Here is a 20,367-nt window from a genome sequence, read left to right on the forward strand (position 1 = left end):
TCATCATTCGGGCGCTTATTTCATCATGCTTAGTTAAAGACGCTAATTGCCGGAAGACATGTAACGTGGCAGAAGCAATGCAAGTCAACCGTAATACAGATTCCTGTTGCTTGTAAATTTTTTGTTTTTTGCTCGGTTGGATCTTTCAAGTCGTTATAGCCACATGGCTGTTCATGTGCTAATAACAACTCTAAGACTGCACAACCATCATCATCAATGCTTTTCACACGGAAAATGAAGCTTGCTACAATTGGGCCAATTTTTTCCTCCCATTTACGGTCTGCTCCAAATCCTTTAAATGGCTTACACCCGTCTTTACAGTATAGAATAACTGGTACAGTATCTAAACCATTGTTCGTATCTGTCTCGCCAAGCAGGTCATTGATTGAGCGTTCGCAACTTGTGTTACAGCATTGCTCCACTACATCTTTCTGTGCTCTCTCTATTTCTTTCAACACGTCGATGACACAGTTCCCTGTGTTATAATCTTTTCCACAACCACAACTCATACATAATTACTCCTTTCACAAATTATTGACTTTCTGTAATAACATATGTGTGAATAGGTGGTTGGTGTGGGCAAATCTCATCCAAATTTAGTGTGATTGTCTAGCTAAAGTAGGCATATTTTTCAGAATAAAGGGTATCGTTTAATAGGAGTACCGTCAGAAATCAATATTCAATACCGAAACATATAATACAAAGTAAAGACGAAAGGGAGGGGGAGCTGATGGGTTATATTATGCCGGTTGATCGATATCAGTACATCAATTATCAAGAACGGGCGGTTTCGGATAAATTATCTGTGTCACCGGTAAATGCCAGCTTTCGTCCGATATTGGAAAGAAAGCATCAAGAAGTGTCCAGTGAATATGAACGTTTATTCCCGAGTAATTATAAAACGAGGACACCACAACATCAGCAAGCAGTAGAGGAGACGTATGCGGAGATAACAGGAAAAGGGAGGATCTTCAGCGAAACAATATAAAAAAATGGGATGTTTAAGAAACGGTTAAACATCCCATTTTTGATGGTTCCGATTTTGAATCGGGTATATTTGCAGGTCTTTATCTTTTTCATACTCCGCGTGAAAAATATCTTCCAGCTTGTAATTTTGTTTTTTTAGTTCCCCAAGCAACCAATCCTCCGTTAAGTTTCTCTCCTTGAGATTATCATAAATTATTTCTCCATCATTAATTAATGTAATCGGCAATTGAACCGGTTGTGCCGCGAGTTTCATATCTTTCCTTGTCGGTGATTGGTAATCCGATTTCCTTAACACCGAGACTGTCCCGTTCGCTTCAAGGATTGCATATTCCACTTGATCCATAGAAAAGATGTCCTTCGCCCGCAGCATATGTTTCAATTGATTGACGTCCAATTTATTCTTTTTCATTACGTCACGGATAAGCTTTCCATTATAGATAACGATTGCCGGACTTCCTTCCAACAGGTAACGTGAACCTTTGAATCGCTGGGTAATATATTCTGTCGTATACATTAAACCACCCCAGACAATGACGACAAATCCAATTTGAGGAATACCGACTTTATCATCATAAAGAGCATTACCGATTAGTTCCCCAAGGACAATTGCTGAAATGAAGTCAAATGCTGTGATTTGGGATATTTGTGTTTTACCAAGAATTTTCGTCAATGCGAATAAGGCAAAGAAGCCAAAGACAAGGTCAAAAAACATTTCGGCATAGCCAGACATAGGAATCTCCTCCAATCAACGAGTATAGCTTAACCGTTACCAAGCATTTTATTCGGTAACCACTTATCAATTGGGGAAAAAGCTAAAAAAATAAACCGCATGCTTTCATACGGTTTATTCATTATAATTCTTTTATCATCGTTACGTGCGGAATTCCGGCATCCATAAAAACATCATCGGATAACTTCGTGTAACCTTGGTCTTCATAAAATCCAATTGCATGGGTTTGAGCGTTCAACTTTGCTTTCAGGTAGCCGTCCTCTCGAATTTTTCGTTCCATTTCATCTATTATCATCTTGCCAAAATGTTTACCACGAAACTCTTTTCGTACGCAGATTCGTTCCAGCTTACCATATTCGTCCACATAACGCAGTCTGCTGGCAGCAATCGGTTCATCTTGAACATATCCAACAAAGTGAATAGCTGTCTTGTCGTATTGATCAAGCTCTTCTTCTTCGGGAACATGCTGTTCTTTTACAAAGACAATCATGCGCACGAGGGTGGCGTCATCTCTTTCTTTCTCTGTTGTCACAATGCGTAAATCCATTCGATTATTCCCTTCCAAGTACAAACGTTTCATGGACCGTCCATTGTCCGTTATCTAATTGATATAATAACTGGAAACGGTCAAACGTATCTTCATACGTATGATTTTCCATATTGAGTCTCCCAAGGATATCCGTAAATTCCACATGAGTCAGTTCCTGTGCTAAGGTGACATGCGGTACAAAAGGATGCTTCCGGGTATCTTCAAATTTTCCACTATGCAGTTTCTCTTCCAGTTTTATGATTTCCTCAGACTTTTCAACTTTGAAATAAATTGTATTGGTCACAGGCTCGAAGGAGCTTACCTTTGTAATGTGAATCGGAAAAGGCGCTGTTTCCATTGCGATTCGTTTCAACTCCGTGACAGTCTCATCCATCTTACCATCCTCAATTTTGAAACTGTCCTTTAACGTAATATGAGGCGGGATGAGTGTGTAGCGTGGGTCATAACGTTTTCTATAGGAGTTGGCTGCATCTTGAATTTCTTTTGACGGAAAAAAAGCGATTCCAAAGTTCATCATAAAACCTCCCGTTTATTAGTAGTCTGTTTGAGTGCACATAGATAGGTAATTTTATTTTGCGTAGTAAACTCTAAATCGAAAATGCTGTGGTTAACCAACATCGCTAACCCTAGCCACGTCCGGTTCCAACGCCCAACAACAATCAAACTTCACACTCCTCTAATCGATAAAGAAGACTTGCCGATTGGCTTCAGCCAGAGGCTTAGTCGCACTTATACCCTTGTGGTGAAACTCAACATCAACTCACCATCCTCGCCTGAGTTTCCTTTATCTCCCTTCCGGTAAAAAGGAGGTTCGATTAAGTTCGCCCCTTCCTGGGGCAACATCGGACTACCTCCCATCCTGGGAGGCACAGTTTATGCGTTGCTAAACGGGCGTTTCCACCTTTGTTTTCAATTATAACAAACTTAGAAAATTATGCTACATTTGTTTCAGAAAGTTAATAATATAGATGAAAATTGCTGTATTTTTCTAGTCGATGATGGACGTTAATGCACGGATCATATCTTTCTGCCAATATTTCCACGTATGTTCGCCGTCTTCTAACTCGTAATAGAGATAATTGCTGTTTCCAGCTTCCAATAAGGCTTTTAGTTCGCGGTTCGGAGTTAATTGGTCTACGGTGCTTCCGTCCGTTAGTTTCGCCTCGTCTTCTTTTGCGCCGATTGTGTGATATATATCAAGTGCGGCTAGGTCTTTTGCTTGTTTTACTTGTTCCATCACCGGTTCATCGATGAAAGGGGATTGCAGAATTACTTTTCCGAATGTATTCGGATACCGCAAAGCAGTCAGTAACGAAAAAGTTCCGGCAAGTGAGTCTCCCATCAGAATACGCGATTTCCCCATATGATACGTAGGAAGGAGGTCATCAAGCAGCGGAACAACTTCCTTCACGACAAACTTCGTAAAAGCGTCGTATTCATTTCCATTTGGATGGTATTTTCTCCGTCTATCCTCCGCATCTTTGTAATGGATCCCAACAAATATTGTGTTCGTAAGTTCATAGTCTTCATGCAGTCGGTCACTAAAGGTTGCAATCCGTCCCATCTGATAATAATCATCCCCGTCGAACATCATGCAAATGTTGTACTTGTATAAGTCTGAGAAGCTTTCCGGGTAATAAACTTTTAATACTTTTGTTTCTCCTAAATATTTGCTCTCGATTTCTTTGTCGACCATTTTCCCTCTTCGTGCCAATGATTCCACCTCTTGTTCATATGTTAACTTTATAATATCATGTCTGTAGTTGTTGTTCTATTGCTTAGTTTGCCTGTTCAAGCAGTTGACTTTCATGAAGATTATAATAAGCACCTTTTTGCTTAATAAGTTCAGCATGGCTTCCTTTTTCAATGATTTTTCCGTGTTCGAGCATGATGATGGTATTTGCTTCTTTGACTGTATTCAGCCGGTGGGCGATGACGAAGCTTGTTCTGCCTTCCATTAGCCGTTTAAGAGCTTCCTGGATTTTGAGTTCTGTAATCGTATCAATATTACTTGTCGCTTCATCCAAAACCAAAATCGATGGATTGGCAATCAGTGCGCGAGCAATCGTGAGCAACTGTTTCTGTCCCTGACTAATACCGCTTCCCGATTGATCGAGAATTGTATCATACCCATTGGGAAGTTTTGTGATGAAGTCATGTGCATTCGCATCTTTTGCAGCTTGTTCGACTTCTGAATCCGTTGCATCAAGCTTTCCATAACGGATATTTTCTCTGATGGTTCCTTGGAACAGAAAGGCATCCTGCAGGACGAAAGCCATTTGTTTTCTTAAGCTGCTTCTCGTAATGTCTTTTATATCGATGCCGTCTAAGGTAATTTCCCCTGAATTATAATTATAGAAGCGGGAGATCAGATTAATGATTGTCGTTTTCCCTGCACCAGTATGTCCGACAAAGGCAACCGTCTCGCCGGGTTTTGCTTCAAAGCTTATCCCGTCCAGGATGGTATCCGCTTCATAAGCAAACTGAACCTCATCAAATATAATGTGCCCGGACGTTTCCATTAGTTCTTTTGCATGCTGTTCATCCCGTTCTTCTATCTCCTCATCCATCACATTAAATACACGCTCTGCGCCGGCAATCGCGGATAAAAGGATATTGAACTGGTTGGAAAGCTCGTTCAAAGGCCGGGTGAACTGTCTGGCATACTCCGTGAATATAACGATAATCCCAACTGTAACAAGCTCCTGATTACTGTAAATCGCAAGCAGGCCACCAGCAAGGGCAATTAATCCAAAGCTTAAGAAGTTCAGCATGTTCATGATCTTCGGAATGAGACCGGCAATCATCTGCGCCCAGAAACCAGTGCGCTTTAATTCATTATTTCTTTCTTCAAACCCGTTAATCACTTTCTCTTCCTGCGAATACGTCTTCACAACATGTTGACCGGAAATAATTTCTTCTACATAACCATTCACTTCCCCAAGATGTCTTTGTTGCATTTTATAGAGCGGACCGGTGCGGGAAGTGATCCATTTCATCGCGTAAAACATGAGAGGAACAATGACGAGCGTAACAACCGTTAGGATCGGACTGAGTATAAGCATGACAATCAAGGTTCCGGCAAGCGTCAGAACACTTGAGAAGATTTGAATGACCGATTGGTTGAGCGTATTATTGACGTTATCGATATCGTTTGTCAGTCGGCTCATCAATTCCCCGTGTTGCCGTTTATCAAAATAAGAAATCGGCAGTCTGTGAAATTGTTCAAATAAATCCTTTCGCAAGTCAAATACCGTATTCTGGGCAATGCCAATCATCCAGAAGTTTTGTAAGAAAATCGTAAGTGAATGGAAGAGGAAAACAAAAATCAAGCCGAGAAGCAGCGTTCCAAGTCCACTTGTTTCTCTGGTTACAATATAATCATCAATCGCCATCCCAATCAGATAGGGACCAAGTAAACCGAGACTAGAACTAAAAAACACCATGAAGATGACGAGAAAAAGCATCCCTTTCTGCCGGGAGAGGTATTCCCAAATCCGTTTTAGGGTAGCTCCCATATTTTTCGCCCGTTTGTCTTGATTGACCTGGATAGAATCAAGCTTGATCTTCTCATAGTGGAAGGGAGCCTTCCAGTCTTTATTCGACATTTGCATACTCCTTTCCGTGCTGGGATTCCACAATCTGCTGATAAAGCTTGGATTGTTTAAGTAATTCATCATGTGTCCCTATTGCAAGCACTTCTCCTTCATCCATTAATAGGATCCGGTCAGTAGTTCTTGCGGTGGAAATTTTTTGTGTAATAATCATGATGGTACAGCTGTATGCTTCAATTGCCTGCAGCAATCGTGCTTCTGTCGCAAGGTCAAGTGCACTTGTACTATCATCAAGCATGAGTATCTTCGGTTTCCGGATCAGTGCTCTTGCAATCGAAATCCGCTGTTTTTGTCCGCCGGAGAGATTCACTCCTTTTTGTCCGACTCTCGTATCATACTGTTTAGGTAAATGCATGATTGTATCGTGAATTTGTGCATCTTTTGCGGCTTGTATCATTTCTGCATCAGACGCACCACCTTTTCCCCAAACGATATTATCTCGAATCGTTCCGGTGAATAGGAGCGGATTTTGCGGTACATATCCAATACTGCCCCTTAAGGTATGAAAGGCATAGGAATTAATTGCTTGTCCGTCAATCCGCACCTCTCCTTTAGTCGGGTCGAAAAGTCTTGGCATCAGTTGGAATATTGATGTTTTGCCCGATCCGGTGGCGCCCATAATCGCAAGGGTTTCTTTTGCTTGAATCGTGAAGGAAACATTTTTTAAAATAACCTCATCTGTTGCAGGATATTGGAAATATACATTGCGATATTCCACTGTACCATCCTTAATTGCAATGTTACCCTCTGTTTCAGCTTCATCATACTCTGACTCACCTTCATCTTCTAATGTCAGTACTTCATTTACCCGTTCTGCCGATGCTTTCGTTCTTGAGAGAATGATAATAATAAAGGAAAACATCGAAATTGCCATCGCAACGCGCATTGCATAATTGACAATAGAAACAACTTCTCCAACTGCTGCATTCCCGGCAAGCGACTGGACGTTTCCGAACCAGATGATGAAGATGAGGCTTAAGTTCATAATAAATAAAAGGATCGGCATCGTGGATTCCACAAAGCGGAAAGTACTTTTCGTTGAAGTCGCTAAATTCTCATTTGCACTCGTGAAGCGGTCTTTCTCAAAATTCCTACGCCCAAACGCTTTAATGAGCCGCATGCCTGCAAGATTCTCCTGCATAACCCGGTTGACGTGATCGACATTCGCCTGAACGTTCGAAAACATCTTACTGGCATACTTCATCACAAGGAATAAAAAGAGTATGAGTAAAGGAACTGTCACAAGAAAGATCAACGCTAGGCGTGTATTTACAATAAATGCCATCGTCACTCCGCCAAGCACAAGGAAAGGGGCTTTTGCCATGATCCGAAGCGCCATGAAGACCATATTTTGAATCTGGCGAATATCGTTCGTAAAGCGTGTCACAAGTGCTGAAGTTGGGTAATTACTTAAGCTTTTAAAGGAAAAATATTGGATGCGGGAGAACAGCTTTTGTCTTAGGTCATAACCGAATGCAAAGCTGACATGAGAAGAATAGAATGAGTTCAACACTCCGACAACGAGGGATAAAGCTGCGAGTCCAATCATGATGCCTCCCCACATGACAATATTTCCTACATCTTCCTGCAGCACTCCCTGATCGATCATCAACCCGAGAAATAAAGGGAGAAGGAGCTCGATAATCAGTTCAGAAAACATAAATATATAAGCCAAAATAATGGATATTTTATAAGGTTTTAAAAAGGAAAAAACATTTTTCAAACGCTGACCCTCCAAGCAAGAAAAATAATAGCAATTATTTAATTATTATAAGGGGAACCGGGTTATTTATCCACTATCATATTTCGGGGGTCGAAGTTTTGTATAATGATTGGTGTTTTTTGTTTCATTTATTTGAAACCTCCTATTTTTAAACAAATGAGTTTTGATTATGTTTATTTACTGATAGTTTTAATTTTACTATCCATCATTGTGATGAATGGAGCCTTTATTGACTTAATGGCTGATGGATTACTTGTAACGGTTACATTTATAATCCTAACACCTTTGTATGTAAAAGCATTTTCAATAATAGACAGTAAAGGAAAACAGAATCCTTAATTCAACGCAAATATATAGGTCAGTATATACAATATCTTACGCTTAGAATGATTGTTCATCGCTCAGTTGGCAGAGCGCTTAGAGGTCGTTGGTTCGATACAGTGGGAGCTTCTCGTTTGCTCCTAGCTATCAAATTGATAGAAAGAGAGACTTGGAAACGTTCATAGATATGGTATAATAGATATAGTCAAATGATTTACAGAGAAAGGGGTAAGGAAATGGATATTGCAAAGCTTTCTACAGTATTAAGCCAATCCCAAGTGAAGCAGCAAGCAAGCCTTTCAGTAATGAAAATGATGATGGACACTGGAAAAGTTCAAGCGAATGATATGCTTGAAATGCTGGATGAAGGTGTAAGTGCACCGGATGCAGGTCATCCGTATTTAGGTGGAAAAATTGATATTCAAGTATAAAAAATACGAAATGTAAAATGTTGCTTGCAAGAAATGTAAATTTATTGTATACTAAATCTTGCAGTTGAAAAAACGATTCCGTAGCTCAGCTGGGAGAGCGCTACCTTGACAGGGTAGAGGTCGTTGGTTCGAGCCCAATCGGAATCACTATCTAAAAAGGCGTCAATCCTTTGTATATCAGAGGATTGACGCCTTTTTTTTCGTGCCCCTTCCAGTAATAGATTCCGATACAATGAAGCATCACTGATTTCTGGGATTTGTTTGTCTCACACTGAAGATTACAAGTTGATCGGTTTTCCACCAGTCACCCCGTAAATCTGACCGGTGATATAACTCCCTTCATCGGATGCAAGAAGAACATACACCGGCGTAAGCTCTACCGGCTGTCCTGCACGGCCAAGAGGAGCGTTTTGCCCAAACTCAGGGATTTGCCCTTCCAATTTTCCGTTATCGAGTTGTAACGGCGTCCAAATAGGACCTGGAGCGACACCATTGACACGTACCCCCTTTGACGCAAAGTACGAAGACAGGGAAACCGTGAAGTTGCTGATTGCACCGTTTGTAGCTGCATAATCCAATAAAGGGGTGGAAGGATCAAACGATTGAACGGATGTCGTTGTGATAATGGCGCTTCCTGGTTCGAGATGTTCTTCAGCCGCTTTTACCGTCTCAAACATGCTGATGATGTTAACTTTGAAGGTGTCATGCACTTGCTTCATTGGAAGATCACTCAAGGAGGCTTGAGCGATTTGTTGCGCGGCATTCAATACAAGTGTGTCTAGTCTTCCAAAAGCTTCCACTGTTTTTGTAACAATCTCCGTTGCTGCTCCGTCATCCCGCAAGTCATACGGCAGCAATAATGCTTTTTTGCCTGCTTTTTCAATTAATTCTTTGACTTCGTTGGCATCTTCTTCTTCTCCGGGGAAGTATTGAATGGCAACATTGGCACCCTCGCGTGCATAAGCGATAGCAGCGGCACGGCCAATCCCGGAATCGCCACCAGTAATCAAGGCATTGCGTCCTTCCAGGCGATTGTTTCCTTTATAAGCTTCTTCTCCGCTGTCAGGTTTAGGTCTCATTTTATTTTGTATCGCTGGAGTGTTCTGTTCCTGATCCGGAAACTCTTCCGTATGGAACATCTTTCGTGGGTCGGTTAGATATGAATTTTTCATTAAAAATCATCTCCTATCTGTTAGCAAAAAGATCTGAATACCCTATTAAACAGGTTGCGCAATTGTATTGTCACCCTGTGCTTTAATGATTTTCCCTAAGTTCATTTTCTTTAAACTTCTCCAAACCTTACCCTTTTCTCACTCACTCTGCACTACGTCAATTAACTAGAATTTGGAGTATAGAAATGCTTCTTATATTAATGAATTTCATAATACGTATTTAATGCTTTCCCATCACCATATGTAGTTGAGTTGGTTCGTTCCCAACTACATATGGTGATGGAAAAGCCGACTTTGGTAATTATGAAATTCATTCATATGTTTAAAAAAAGTAAATAGAACCTAAAAGTAAATATTTATCAAATTTTTAATATATTAGGATTATTTGTAATAACCTCTTAAACAAGCTGTAACCACAGAGGGACTTCCTCATGCTAGGATTAGACTTATCAATAACAAAAGGGGGACTACTAATGAAAAAGTTAGTATCCGTATTGATAGGTCTGGTTATGATTGGTATTGCTGCGACATCAGTGTCAGCAGCTGATTATGAGGTGCAAAAGGGAGACAGTCTTTGGAAAATAGCGAATGAACATAATACAACTGTTGAAGTATTGATGGAAATAAACGAACTCAAAACGTCATTAATTCATCCGAAACAAGTATTGAAACTCGGAGTGGAAGAGACGGAAGCAGAGGCTTATATTGTGCAGGAGGGAGATACCCTTACACATATTAGTAATGCATATGGTGATAATGTAACAGTTGATAAATTGAAGGAATGGAATAATCTATCTGCTGATCTGATAATAACGGGGCAGAGTTTAACGGTGAATGGAACTGGAGCTGAACAGACAACAACCGAAGAGGTGGAGCAAACAGCTGATGAACCGGTAGTTGAGACAGGCGCCGATGCAAGTGAAGAAGTAGAAGAAGAGCAAGTTGAATCATCCGAAAAGGTAGAGGAAACAACAACCAATGACGTTCAAGGGGAAACATTTGCAGTTGAAGCAACCGCCTATACTGCAGGCTGCTCTGGCTGTTCTGGTATTACGGCAACTGGAATTAATCTGAATAACGATCCATACGCAAAAGTCATTGCCGTAGATCCTAATGTTATTCCGCTAGGTACACAGGTCTTTGTAGAAGGCTATGGATATGCCGTGGCAGGTGATACAGGCGGTGCCATCAAAGGATATAAAATAGATGTACATCTTCCGACAAAGAAGGAAGCATACAACTGGGGTAGAAAAACAGTAAACATCACGCTTATAGAGTGATCAGACTGCCTTTTTGTATGAAGGTCTAACTAGATGTTTATTAAATAGTTGAATGAATTTCATAATTACCAAAGTCGGCTTTTCCATCACCATATGTAGTTAGGGATGAACCAACTCAATTACATATGGTGATGGTGAAGCATTAAATACATATTATGAAATTCATTAATCATAATAATTATCCAAATGTAGAGTTAACCATGAAAACAGGTGTCAACAATGATTTAATACGAGATATTTTGAATTGCAAATTAGACGGTGCCTTTGTTATAGGCTTTGGGAATCACCCTGACATTGAGCAGATTGAGGTTTTTAAAGAGGAACTTGTTTTAATAGCAGATAACAAAAAAGTAAGTTATGACAGTCTAAAAAATAGTCGGGGACCCTCTAGGGCAAGCAGTGCCCGTCATTCGGCGATTTTATCTAGATTTGTAGACTTTATTGAAGTTATTGTTAATAAAAAAGGGAGGAATATCATACATGACTAAAATGAATCTTGAGTTGGCCAAACAGCTTATCGAAGGAGCCGAGAAAAAAGCAGCAGAGCTTGGAATCCAGATGGTTATCTCTGTGGTGGATGAAGGTGGAAATCTAATTGCAGTACATCGTATGGATGATGCATGGTTAGCTAGCGTTGATATCGCGCAAAACAAAGCATGGACTTCGGTTGCATTAAAAATGCCAACAGCAGATTTAGCTGAAGCGACTGTTCCGCACGCAGAGCTCTATGGTTTGAACACAACAAATAATGGACGGTTAGTTCTCTTTGGCGGAGGCATCCCTTTAGTGGAAAATGATGAAGTAATCGGTGCTGTCGGCGCAAGTGGAAGTGCTGTTGAGCATGATATCCAAGTTGCCCAGGCTGCGGTTGATGTATTTGAAAATATAAAAGTAAGATGAGTGGAGCAATTGTTCCATAGAGGCGAATCTCTGAAGTGGTAGGGTCAGTTCCTTGTTGTGCTAAAGGATTAGCATGGCAGGGGACTGATTTTTTTCTATTCCATATAGAAAGTTTAACACTCCATATTCTTTCAACGGGTTGTGGTTGATTTGAGCGATTTTGTCTATTGGATACAACTTTAAGCATTAAAATTCAAGTGTTTAATCTGTTTAAATCTAGCTTTATCTTCCTTCTTAAAATTTCCCTTAGAAGTGTGCAATTGGTAGCGAGTTTCCGCTGACTCAAAGAATTTGACGGCTTTAGTCATATTGGTCAACTAATTTCAATAAGTAAGCTTTATCTGCTATAATAGATTAGTTGATTGCATTTCATAATTACCAAAATTAAATACGTATTATGAAATTCATTAAGTTGAGTAATTATTAATGATGAAAAATATACGCATTTTCTGCCGTACATAAAAAGAAAGAAGGATATAGATGACTAAAGCATTTGTTTACCGTTGGCTATTCTTTTTTATCGGAATCATGCTGTTAGGTCTCGGAGCATCGTTAACCATTAAAGGTCAGCGATTCGGTGTTGGTTCTTGGGATGTGCTGCATATCGGATTATTCCAAAATCTAGGGCTATCGATTGGCATGTGGTCCATTATTGCTGGAATTATCGTTATTACGATTGCTTCTATTGGTCTACGTGAATTTCCAAGAATAGGCACCTTTTTGAATATGATTCTGGTCGGTTTATTTATCGACTTTTTTAACTGGCTGATCCCTGATCCCCAAACTTTTCCTCTGCAACTTGTCAGTTTTATTCTAGGCATTTTATTGCTGGGTAGTGGTTCTGGTATTTACATTTCGGCGGATCTGGGAGCAGGACCGCGAGATAGCTTAATGCTGCTTATCGTTAAAAAACTTAAACTTAGTATACGTGTTGCACGTACGATGATAGAAGTCATTGTTGCGTTCGCTGGATTTTTATTAGGCGGGCCGATCGGTCTTGGTACGGTCATCATGGCTTTTGGACTTGGCCCGGTGATGCAGACTGCATTAGGATACAGTAAGAAAATATTAGACGATTTGATGACAGAAAAACAGGTGTCTACTTATGCTGGAAGCAGGGATGGATTCATATCCGAGGATAAAATTGGTTAAATCCATGTTCCGAGTGGGAATAATCCAGCCTATCCAGAAATTTACCGCGTTGAACTGCTCATAAAGCTCTCACTGAATGAAGTATCGTTTAATCGAATCACTTTTTGAAATCAAGGAGCGCTATTTCTACAGTGATAGATTGGCGCTCTAGCCATTTGTGTACGTTTTAAGAAGCAAGTTGGTGGGGGAGGAGCATTTTTTGACGATAAGATTTGTACCCTTTACCATCCTGTAGTAAAATTTGGTGATTGATACGTGAACGAATGAATACGATTAATTATGTATCAGTGTGAAAATGAGTCAGTCGAAATTATTATAAGATACGGAGGGATGATTGTGACAGCTGAGAATGAATTAATTATGAAATCCTTTTATCAAACGATTATAGATGAAAATGAAAAAGAGCATCCAATCAAGACATTGGGTGTGATGTATATGGAAGAAATGAAAGGGGAACAGCCCGAACTTTCCGCTATCCGTTTTGCTCAAGGAGAAGTTTATTTCTTGAATCAAGACTATGAAGCTGCGATTTATAAGTGGCAGCATCCTTTGGACAAAGCCTTCATACCATGGGGACAGAAAAATATAGCGGATGCGCACATGGAAATGGGCTTATTGGATTACGCAGAGAAGTTTTATCAGGAAGTAGAGACGGATTCTGTTCTATTGAAAACGGAAGTCTTACTGCAACTTTTCTCGCTGTATATCCAACAAGACAAACAAGAAAAGGCTGTTGATATCATTAAGAAGGCGGTTCAATTAAATCCGGATTATGCCGATGTAACAGAAATAGCAAAGCGTTATTTTGAAAGTATTCAAGATTGGGATAGTGCAATAGAGCTCGCCATTAACGAGGCAATCCGGACGGAATCTCTCCATTGGTTTGAGGTGTTGGAAGGGTATGCCAACCTCGGCGTGACAGCTAACCATGAGCCAAGCTTTTTCAATAACGTGTTGGTGACATTATATTCTATAGATAAATATCAATTTGAACGTTTGACGGCTGGATTATGGAACAGCTTTAAACAGAGTGAGTTTTATTTTCGTTGGCTAGAAGAGATAAATCAGCTTCTCTTGTATGAGAACATGGAAGCCTCTTACAACTGGAAGAAGCTACCATCCTTATTTAAGGAAGGGTATTTCTATTTCATTAGTGGCAGATTTTTCATGAACGATATTTCGGCTCTAGTACCGGATCATTTAACGAATTGGTTAGCGGTCTCCCAAGTTTCCGACAGGCTCAGCTCTTCAGCTGCAATACTGGCTTGGAATGAGCTCTTCCCGTCAGCGCTCGATGCAGCTTTGGTTCAAGAAGCAGAACAAGCGTTTAAAAATGCAAGTCCGAGTCAAAACGCTAAAGAAGAAGGTATAGAGCTTTTGGATTCTATTAAAGTGTGGGCGGAGAAAGAAGGCATGCTGGAAGGGTTAACAGAATATATGGGGCCAAGACTTGATGAATATAAAATAGAAGAGGTAGGCCCAACAAGGGTGCGAGATGTTATTAAAGATGCATTAGCATATATTTCAGATCAACAGGCGGAACTCGAGAATGTTGTTTTGCGGGAAATCGACTGGAGCGAAGAAGTCTTAACAGAATTGCATGAATTCCGTCAAGAGATACTTGATGTGGAAAAAGAAAAGGCCAAGACTATGACAAGTTCGTTCCGTGATTTAGAGCATAAATTAATGGAGAAGGTGCAGGTTAAATTACCCGAGCTGCTGAAGAACTGTTCCGATTTAGTGAAGGAGGACAGTGACTTTTCCAAACTTCATCTTGTATTAAATGAGGAAATGAATAACCGGATGGCACAGTATATGGAAATGGAAGTCTTAGCTGATTTTAAATCTGCCACAGAGGAATGGCTAGAAACTAGTGAAAGAGAGTTTCAAGAAAGTCAGATGCTCTTTAATGAAGTGAGTGAAAATATAAACGAGCAATTTAAAGAAGAGAAAGTTGTATTGTCCGGCGACTTTAAAGTATTGGATGACTGGAAACGGGATATTGAGCGAATATCAAGGGGAGCATCACGTTTTGAAGAAATAAATATATTGTTGCGGAATAATCCTTCCCAGCTGTTATTAAAAGGTGCGGGGAAATTGTTAGCTCCTTTATCAAAAAATAAAGAGATGCTCCTCGGTAGGTATAAGGACTATATCGAAAATGCAGATTACAGTGAAGTGGCAGGGGAAATGACAAACACATTTACCCAGCAATTACAGTTTTTTGAGGAATCCATCGAATGGGATGTTAACAAGTTTTTCTTACATCCACAGGAAGAGCTTCATCATATAATCGAGGAAGTACAAGCAGCTATAGCAGAACAGAACGGTTCTTTAAATAAGATGCGTGAACAGCCCGAGTTATATCAAGATCCCCTTATCTTGTTTGAGTTAAAACTTCGTCATTATGATTTAATGAATGAGATAGGTGCGATAAGTTAATTATTACTGGAGAGCATATATAGACCTAGCTTCTATAAGAAGACTTATTCTATTAACAACGTACTCATTTAACCTCAATAAGCCCACATCTGAATAATAGATGTGGGCTTATTGAGGCTTTCCTCTCCTGATTAGTTTGCTTTCACAACGGGAATGCTAACTTTATCATCATATAAGGCGGAGATAGGTAATGAATAAGTTATTTACTGCACTCGTTTGTATTGGATTACCGCTTGCTGTCACGGGATCGATTTTTCAGTGGTCAGCAGTGATCATGTTTATTATATATTGTTTAACCATTATCGCTTTAGCAGGTTTTATCGGAAGGGCTACGGAAAGCTTGGCAATCGTATTGGGACCTAGGGTCGGCGGGTTACTTAATGCCACTTTTGGTAATGCTGTTGAACTTATTATATCCATTTTTGCGCTTAAAGCAGGATTGATTAGTATCGTCCTTGCTTCATTAACAGGGTCTGTTTTAGGAAATTTGCTTCTTGTTGGAGGACTCTCCTTTTTTGTAGGTGGTCTGAAGTATAAGCGTCAATCATTCGATATTTTTGAAGCGCGGCATAATGCTGGACTTCTCATGTTTGCTGTTATTGTTGCATTTGTTATTCCTGAGGTGTTTACACATACGATGAATGAACAGGAAACCATGTTTCTTAGTGTCGGTGTTTCCATCATTTTAATCGTATTATATTTAGCCGCTCTGCTTTTTAAATTTGTAACACACCGCGGGGTTTACCAGCCCGCGGAAAAGCAATCAAATGAAGAAGAGGAAATACCGGAATGGGGAAAAGGAAAAGCTATCATGATATTAGCACTCGCAACAATTGCCGTTGCTTATGTATCAGAAGGCTTGGTTTCGACATTCGATGTGGTAGGGGCGACATTTGGCTGGTCGGAGCTATTTATCGGTGTGATTATCGTTGCCATTGTTGGAAATGCGGCAGAGCACGCGTCAGCCGTCATCATGGCTTATAAAAATAAAATGAATGTCGCAATTGAAATTGCTGTCGGTTCAACCTTGCAAGTAGCAATGTTTGTCCTGCCTATTCTTGTTATTCTATCCCAATTCTTTACCACATCCATGCCGCTTGTTTTCACGTGGCCGGAATTAATCAGTATGGTGACAGCGGTATTTTTAATGATTATCCTGTCGGGTGATGGCGATTCGAATTGGTTTGATGGATTAGCGTTAATTGCAGCGTATTTTATTATGGGGATTGGATTTTATTTTATTTGATGAGAAGGGAAGACGAGGGTTCCGCGGATATTCCAGTTGATTATGTAAATAATATACCTGTTAAGCAATCAGCATAGGAGGTATTAGATGCGGCAACGTCACCAAGCTAAACAGAAATTAGAATCCAGTAAATCTAGAACAAATCCAGATAAGGTAAAACAGGAGATTCGGAAAGATGTGAGCCGGGGACAAGGTGCAATGACATCTCGAGAAGCAGGAGCCATGCGGAATTAAAATGCTACTTTTCCCTTGCCAATAACAGGGAATTATAAGAAGCGTACTTACCCTTAAATGAGAACAGGGAAGTGCGCTTATTTGTATGTTCTCTGGAACACTTACCAGACTTTTATTTCTTGATAAAAGCTGTATCAAGTGCAGTGATCACAAATGTTTGATACAATATTACATAAAACTTCATGATGGTTCTCAACTGCTTCATTCAATTTATTGAAAGAATTTCATAATTACCAAAGTCGGCTTTTCCATCACCATATGTAGTTGGGAACGAACCAACTCAACTACATATGGTGATGGTGAAGCATTAAATACGTATTATGAAATTCATTATATTTATAATTATAATAGAAACATAGGAGGAGTAGACAATGGCAGAAGTAATCACAAAACTAACGAAAGATTCAGGTATTATTTATGAATTCAATAAAGAAAATGTGCCAACAAAGAAGGTTGCATCAGGAACAACGTTAACGATTGAGACTTATGATTGCTTTGAAGATCAGATTCAATCAGAAGACACGGTTATCGGCAGAATCGATTGGAACCGAATCAATCCAGCAACAGGCCCTGTATTTGTTGAAAACGCCAAGCCGGGAGATATTCTAAAGGTCAAGATTGAAAAGATTGATGTTAAGGATCAAGGTGTGATGGCTGTTGTGCCAGAATTGGGTGTCATGGGTGAGTCCATCGAAAAAATGGAAGCGAGAATCATGCAGATAAAAGATGATAAAGTACGGTTTAACGGAGTGGAAGCCCCAGTAAACAAAATGATAGGTGTTATCGGTGTTGCTCCTGAAGGTGAAGGAGTGAACTCCGGAACACCAGGTGCTCACGGTGGAAACATGGATAATACGATGGTGAAAGAAGGAGCAACCCTTTATTTCCCGGTGTCTGCTGATGGTGCTCTTTTTGCCCTCGGAGATCTCCATGCAGCAATGGGTGACGGGGAAGTAAGTGGAACTGGTGTAGAGATAGCAGGCGAGGTCACCGTTAGGTTGGATGTAATAAAAAGTGACAAGCTGGAGCAGCCAATGCTTGAAAATGACGAAGTGTTTACGCAGATTGCGACAGGTCAAACGTTTGATGAAGCGGCTAATCTTGCTACAGCACTCATGACTCGGCGTATTGCCGAAAAGTCGGGCCGTTCGTTGAGTGAAGTGACCATGCTCGTGAGCATGAACGCTCAGTTGGAAGTCTGTCAAGTTGTCAATCCGTTAAAAACAGCTCGATTTGTCGTGCCGAAATGGTTGCTCAAACAATTAGAGATTGACTTGATTAAGAAATAGTTATAATCATCGTGGGTAAGATCTTGCCATCGACCTTATCCACGATTATTTATATATACGCACACTAGTCTTTCGATACATGCTCCGTAAAGTCAGCTAATAATCTCACACCAAACCCAGTAGCGGACTTCGCGTAATAACCTGTTTCTTGACTGGTCATCATGCCCGCCATATCGACATGCAGCCACTTACTGGATTTTGGAATGGAACGACGGAGGAACAATGCTGCAACGATTGACCCGGCTTCCGCTTTACTGCCGGTATTGTTGAAATCAGCATAATCACTTGCTAAGTAGCTTTCATATGCGTTAACTAGCAGCATCTGCTCGTATTTGACCTGCATTTATATAGGATTGTGTTTTGCCATAGCCATCTACTTGTAAATTTGTCTTAAAAGCCTCTTTTATCGATTTATATTTCAGGAATTGATAGGAACCTAATGCCCACCCCTCAACAAAAGCCGTTACGACCAGTCATTTTTCTAACGAGTCGTATGCTCCTGTAAGCGCATTTTCATTTATAGAAGCATATTCCACCTTCTGTTTGCTTAACTCACGGGCAATGGATCCAGCTGTCATTCTCACATTTTCATAGGATTTCGTTCCTCTTTCCGTTTTTTTATAACAACAAATAACTCGCCATCCTTGTATACCTTATTAATGGATGTTGAGCTGTTTTCTACAAATTGCTTTAGGGATTCGTTGCCCGTAATTAATGGATCATTTGCAAATAATATAGTAGCCTTCATGCTCATTTCGTTCTCTCCTTTAACTTTGCTGGAAAATGCTACCTATAAAGATAGCATGACAGCATTACGTTTTTTATTAATTTCATGGTCGAGTTCCTGCTCTAAGGCATAACCGAACTGATATAAAGTTGCTTCATCCAATTCTTTTCCTATCAGTTGTACTCCAATAGGCAGGCCATCTTTTGAAAAACCACAAGGAATGGATAAGCTCGGAAGTCCCGTTAAATTGGTCGGAGAGGTCAGTCGCGTAATTGTCGAGCGGATATGACTTTTATCTCCATTGCTACTTGTTGTATCTCTACTTCCAATTTCAGGCGGCAAAATAGACATGGTAGGGGTCAGGAGAATATCACAATCACTGAGCGCCTCGTTGAACTCCTGTTTTGCATTTTCCCTCTGCCGAAGCGCCTGAGCAAATTCAAATCCTTTTGCTAGAACACCGGTCAGTAATCTCTCTTTTACTTCCACATCCCAAAGATCTGGATATCCCTTGAGATTATTCTCATGGACGGCATAGGCTTCGGTCTTAAGAATTATACTTTGCGCTTCTAAACTTTTTTCGCTAATGGAAAGATTAATTCGCTTTACTTCTGCTCCCAGCTTTTCAAAAATAGTGATGGCCTTCGTGACGGCAAGCTGAATTTCTTCATCGATGGCTTCGGAATAATAAGTTGCAGGAATACCGATTTTTTTCCCCCTCACATTTATCCCCAATAGACGAGTGAAATCCTCTTTTTTTCGCTGTATCGACTTAGGATCCTCGCGGTCAAAAGCAACCATCGCATTTAATAATAAAGCATTATCCGTTATAGACCTTGTCAAAGGTCCAACATGATCGAGTGACCAAGAAAGGGGATAGACGCCACGGTTACTAATACTGCCAAAAGTAGGTTTCATGCCTACAACCCCGCAAAAAGATGCTGGGACACGAACAGAGCCACCAGTATCTGTTCCTAAAGAACCATAACAAAGATAAGCTGAAACTGCGGCAGCTGAACCGCCACTGGACCCGCCTGACATTTTCATTGTATTAAAAGGATTGTGTACTGGCCCAACATGAGAGCGATCTCCTGTCGGGCCATAAGCAAACTGATGTGTATTGTTTTTACCGATAATAATGGCACCTGCATGTATTAGTCTGTCTATTACGAAGGCATTTTTCGCTGGTGTGAAATCCCTATATATTTCAGAACCCATTGTCGTTTTAATATTTTTTGTGAAAATATTATCTTTAATTCCGAGTGGAATACCGTGAAGCGGTCCTTTATAATTGCCTTTTTTAATATCCTTTTCCATTTCTTTCGCATCTGCAATAGCTTGTTTTCCGTTAATTGTGATAAACGTATTTAATTTAGAATCAATTTTTTTAATTCGTTCTAGCGCGCTTTTGACAATTTGCACTGGAGATATTTCTCCTTTTTTTACTTGTTTTGCCAGACGATGAATATCTTTAAATAAGAATTCATTCATAAAACCTTCCCCCTTTAGATATGTTGATAGTAGTACAACCACTTTATGTCTTTAAAAGCACATTATTGCTTATTAAAA

21 protein-coding genes and 1 tRNA gene are annotated in these 20,367 nt (G+C 40.1%); 11 read left to right on the forward strand and 11 right to left on the reverse strand.

The features are described 5' to 3' along the window. Nucleotides 1–29 precede the first annotated feature (29 nt). The gene (locus tag LZD48_RS02885; protein WP_235761232.1) at nucleotides 30–509 is read right to left on the reverse strand and encodes a CotY/CotZ family spore coat protein; all 480 of its coding nucleotides are present in this window, start codon (nucleotides 507–509) and stop codon (nucleotides 30–32) included. A gap of 221 nt (nucleotides 510–730) precedes the next feature. Here LZD48_RS02885 and LZD48_RS02890 point away from each other — a divergent pair, with 221 nt between their 5' ends. Beyond that, nucleotides 731–988, forward strand: a complete 258-nt coding sequence (locus LZD48_RS02890) for a hypothetical protein (protein ID WP_235761233.1) — start codon at nucleotides 731–733, stop codon at nucleotides 986–988. 24 nt (nucleotides 989–1,012) lie between these two features. Here LZD48_RS02890 and LZD48_RS02895 read toward each other — a convergent pair whose 3' ends face one another. The 6 genes from LZD48_RS02895 to LZD48_RS02920 all read right to left on the reverse strand — a co-directional run bounded on the left by LZD48_RS02895 (nucleotide 1,013) and on the right by LZD48_RS02920 (nucleotide 7,604). Continuing rightward, nucleotides 1,013–1,717 (reverse strand): DUF421 domain-containing protein, encoded by a 705-nt coding sequence (locus LZD48_RS02895; RefSeq protein ID WP_235761234.1) that lies wholly within the window; start codon nucleotides 1,715–1,717, stop codon nucleotides 1,013–1,015. A gap of 121 nt (nucleotides 1,718–1,838) precedes the next feature. Continuing rightward, entirely contained in the window at nucleotides 1,839–2,264 is a 426-nt protein-coding gene (locus LZD48_RS02900) for a GNAT family N-acetyltransferase (RefSeq protein ID WP_235761235.1), read from the reverse strand. Between the two features lie 4 nt (nucleotides 2,265–2,268). Continuing rightward, nucleotides 2,269–2,781 (reverse strand): YjcG family protein, encoded by a 513-nt coding sequence (locus LZD48_RS02905; RefSeq protein ID WP_235761236.1) that lies wholly within the window; start codon nucleotides 2,779–2,781, stop codon nucleotides 2,269–2,271. Between the two features lie 474 nt (nucleotides 2,782–3,255). Further along, the gene (locus LZD48_RS02910; RefSeq protein WP_235761237.1) at nucleotides 3,256–3,981 is read right to left on the reverse strand and encodes an alpha/beta hydrolase; all 726 of its coding nucleotides are present in this window, start codon (nucleotides 3,979–3,981) and stop codon (nucleotides 3,256–3,258) included. Between the two features lie 64 nt (nucleotides 3,982–4,045). Beyond that, nucleotides 4,046–5,875 (reverse strand): ABC transporter ATP-binding protein, encoded by a 1,830-nt coding sequence (locus tag LZD48_RS02915; RefSeq protein WP_235761238.1) that lies wholly within the window; start codon nucleotides 5,873–5,875, stop codon nucleotides 4,046–4,048. Next, nucleotides 5,865–7,604, reverse strand: coding sequence for an ABC transporter ATP-binding protein (locus LZD48_RS02920; RefSeq protein WP_235761239.1), 1,740 nt, complete (start codon nucleotides 7,602–7,604; stop codon nucleotides 5,865–5,867). The genes LZD48_RS02915 and LZD48_RS02920 overlap by 11 nt, the downstream gene beginning before the upstream one ends. A 557-nt stretch (nucleotides 7,605–8,161) precedes the next feature. Here LZD48_RS02920 and LZD48_RS02925 point away from each other — a divergent pair. Both LZD48_RS02925 and LZD48_RS02930 read left to right on the forward strand, forming a co-directional pair. Next, nucleotides 8,162–8,356: a YjfB family protein gene (locus tag LZD48_RS02925; RefSeq protein WP_235761240.1), complete on the forward strand. Its 195-nt coding sequence runs from the start codon at nucleotides 8,162–8,164 to the stop codon at nucleotides 8,354–8,356. Between the two features lie 74 nt (nucleotides 8,357–8,430). After that, nucleotides 8,431–8,503, forward strand: a tRNA-Val gene (locus LZD48_RS02930). A gap of 131 nt (nucleotides 8,504–8,634) precedes the next feature. Here LZD48_RS02930 and LZD48_RS02935 read toward each other — a convergent pair. After that, nucleotides 8,635–9,528, reverse strand: coding sequence for an SDR family oxidoreductase (locus tag LZD48_RS02935; protein ID WP_235761241.1), 894 nt, complete (start codon nucleotides 9,526–9,528; stop codon nucleotides 8,635–8,637). Between the two features lie 473 nt (nucleotides 9,529–10,001). Here LZD48_RS02935 and LZD48_RS02940 point away from each other — a divergent pair, with 473 nt between their 5' ends. The 8 genes from LZD48_RS02940 (at nucleotide 10,002) to LZD48_RS02975 (ending at nucleotide 18,071) form a co-directional block, all read left to right on the forward strand. Beyond that, entirely contained in the window at nucleotides 10,002–10,808 is an 807-nt protein-coding gene (locus LZD48_RS02940) for a 3D domain-containing protein (RefSeq protein WP_235761242.1), read from the forward strand. 155 nt (nucleotides 10,809–10,963) lie between these two features. Then, complete coding sequence (locus LZD48_RS02945) at nucleotides 10,964–11,296, forward strand: LysR substrate-binding domain-containing protein (protein ID WP_235761243.1); 333 nt, start codon at nucleotides 10,964–10,966, stop codon at nucleotides 11,294–11,296. Beyond that, nucleotides 11,289–11,708 (forward strand): GlcG/HbpS family heme-binding protein, encoded by a 420-nt coding sequence (locus tag LZD48_RS02950; RefSeq protein WP_235761244.1) that lies wholly within the window; start codon nucleotides 11,289–11,291, stop codon nucleotides 11,706–11,708. Before LZD48_RS02945 ends, LZD48_RS02950 begins: the two co-directional genes overlap by 8 nt. A 480-nt stretch (nucleotides 11,709–12,188) precedes the next feature. After that, nucleotides 12,189–12,860, forward strand: coding sequence for a YczE/YyaS/YitT family protein (locus LZD48_RS02955; RefSeq protein ID WP_235761245.1), 672 nt, complete (start codon nucleotides 12,189–12,191; stop codon nucleotides 12,858–12,860). Nucleotides 12,861–13,196: 336 nt separating this feature from the next. Continuing rightward, complete coding sequence (locus tag LZD48_RS02960; RefSeq protein WP_235761246.1) at nucleotides 13,197–15,302, forward strand: tetratricopeptide repeat protein; 2,106 nt, start codon at nucleotides 13,197–13,199, stop codon at nucleotides 15,300–15,302. 190 nt (nucleotides 15,303–15,492) lie between these two features. After that, entirely contained in the window at nucleotides 15,493–16,548 is a 1,056-nt protein-coding gene (gene cax / locus LZD48_RS02965; RefSeq protein ID WP_235761247.1) for a calcium/proton exchanger, read from the forward strand. A gap of 87 nt (nucleotides 16,549–16,635) precedes the next feature. Next, complete coding sequence (locus tag LZD48_RS02970) at nucleotides 16,636–16,782, forward strand: hypothetical protein (protein ID WP_235761248.1); 147 nt, start codon at nucleotides 16,636–16,638, stop codon at nucleotides 16,780–16,782. 371 nt (nucleotides 16,783–17,153) lie between these two features. Then, nucleotides 17,154–18,071 carry an acetamidase/formamidase family protein gene (locus LZD48_RS02975; protein ID WP_235761249.1) on the forward strand — a complete coding sequence of 306 codons (918 nt, stop codon included), beginning with the start codon at nucleotides 17,154–17,156 and terminating at the stop codon, nucleotides 18,069–18,071. Nucleotides 18,072–18,135: 64 nt separating this feature from the next. Here LZD48_RS02975 and LZD48_RS02980 read toward each other — a convergent pair whose 3' ends face one another. The 3 genes from LZD48_RS02980 to LZD48_RS02990 all read right to left on the reverse strand — a co-directional run bounded on the left by LZD48_RS02980 (nucleotide 18,136) and on the right by LZD48_RS02990 (nucleotide 20,289). Continuing rightward, nucleotides 18,136–18,393 (reverse strand): hypothetical protein, encoded by a 258-nt coding sequence (locus LZD48_RS02980; protein ID WP_235761250.1) that lies wholly within the window; start codon nucleotides 18,391–18,393, stop codon nucleotides 18,136–18,138. A 258-nt stretch (nucleotides 18,394–18,651) separates the two neighbouring features. Beyond that, a complete protein-coding gene (locus LZD48_RS02985; RefSeq protein WP_235761251.1) occupies nucleotides 18,652–18,825 on the reverse strand; it encodes a hypothetical protein in 174 nt (57 codons plus the stop codon). 36 nt (nucleotides 18,826–18,861) lie between these two features. Then, nucleotides 18,862–20,289, reverse strand: a complete 1,428-nt coding sequence (locus tag LZD48_RS02990) for an amidase (RefSeq protein WP_235761252.1) — start codon at nucleotides 20,287–20,289, stop codon at nucleotides 18,862–18,864. Nucleotides 20,290–20,367: the final 78 nt, after the last annotated feature.

Origin of the sequence: Oceanobacillus alkalisoli, assembly GCF_021556485.1 — a bacterium.
Lineage (GTDB): Bacteria > Bacillota > Bacilli > Bacillales > Amphibacillaceae > Oceanobacillus > Oceanobacillus alkalisoli.

Excerpts from the sequence above, each read along its gene's own strand:
- cax (WP_235761247.1), top strand. The coding sequence starts at position 15,493 with ATGAATAAGTTATTTACTGCACTCGTTTGTATTGGATTACCGCTTGCT.
- LZD48_RS02990 (WP_235761252.1), bottom strand. The coding sequence starts at position 20,289 with ATGAATGAATTCTTATTTAAAGATATTCATCGTCTGGCAAAACAAGTA.
- LZD48_RS02985 (WP_235761251.1), bottom strand. The coding sequence starts at position 18,825 with ATGAGCATGAAGGCTACTATATTATTTGCAAATGATCCATTAATTACG.
- LZD48_RS02975 (WP_235761249.1), top strand. The coding sequence starts at position 17,154 with ATGGCAGAAGTAATCACAAAACTAACGAAAGATTCAGGTATTATTTAT.
- LZD48_RS02890 (WP_235761233.1), top strand. The coding sequence starts at position 731 with ATGGGTTATATTATGCCGGTTGATCGATATCAGTACATCAATTATCAA.
- LZD48_RS02925 (WP_235761240.1), top strand. The coding sequence starts at position 8,162 with ATGGATATTGCAAAGCTTTCTACAGTATTAAGCCAATCCCAAGTGAAG.
- LZD48_RS02885 (WP_235761232.1), bottom strand. The coding sequence starts at position 509 with ATGAGTTGTGGTTGTGGAAAAGATTATAACACAGGGAACTGTGTCATC.
- LZD48_RS02915 (WP_235761238.1), bottom strand. The coding sequence starts at position 5,875 with ATGTCGAATAAAGACTGGAAGGCTCCCTTCCACTATGAGAAGATCAAG.
- LZD48_RS02905 (WP_235761236.1), bottom strand. The coding sequence starts at position 2,781 with ATGAACTTTGGAATCGCTTTTTTTCCGTCAAAAGAAATTCAAGATGCA.
- LZD48_RS02980 (WP_235761250.1), bottom strand. The coding sequence starts at position 18,393 with ATGCTGCTAGTTAACGCATATGAAAGCTACTTAGCAAGTGATTATGCT.
- LZD48_RS02940 (WP_235761242.1), top strand. The coding sequence starts at position 10,002 with ATGAAAAAGTTAGTATCCGTATTGATAGGTCTGGTTATGATTGGTATT.
- LZD48_RS02900 (WP_235761235.1), bottom strand. The coding sequence starts at position 2,264 with ATGGATTTACGCATTGTGACAACAGAGAAAGAAAGAGATGACGCCACC.
- LZD48_RS02955 (WP_235761245.1), top strand. The coding sequence starts at position 12,189 with ATGACTAAAGCATTTGTTTACCGTTGGCTATTCTTTTTTATCGGAATC.
- LZD48_RS02950 (WP_235761244.1), top strand. The coding sequence starts at position 11,289 with ATGACTAAAATGAATCTTGAGTTGGCCAAACAGCTTATCGAAGGAGCC.
- LZD48_RS02945 (WP_235761243.1), top strand. The coding sequence starts at position 10,964 with ATGAAATTCATTAATCATAATAATTATCCAAATGTAGAGTTAACCATG.
- LZD48_RS02895 (WP_235761234.1), bottom strand. The coding sequence starts at position 1,717 with ATGTCTGGCTATGCCGAAATGTTTTTTGACCTTGTCTTTGGCTTCTTT.
- LZD48_RS02970 (WP_235761248.1), top strand. The coding sequence starts at position 16,636 with ATGCGGCAACGTCACCAAGCTAAACAGAAATTAGAATCCAGTAAATCT.
- LZD48_RS02935 (WP_235761241.1), bottom strand. The coding sequence starts at position 9,528 with ATGAAAAATTCATATCTAACCGACCCACGAAAGATGTTCCATACGGAA.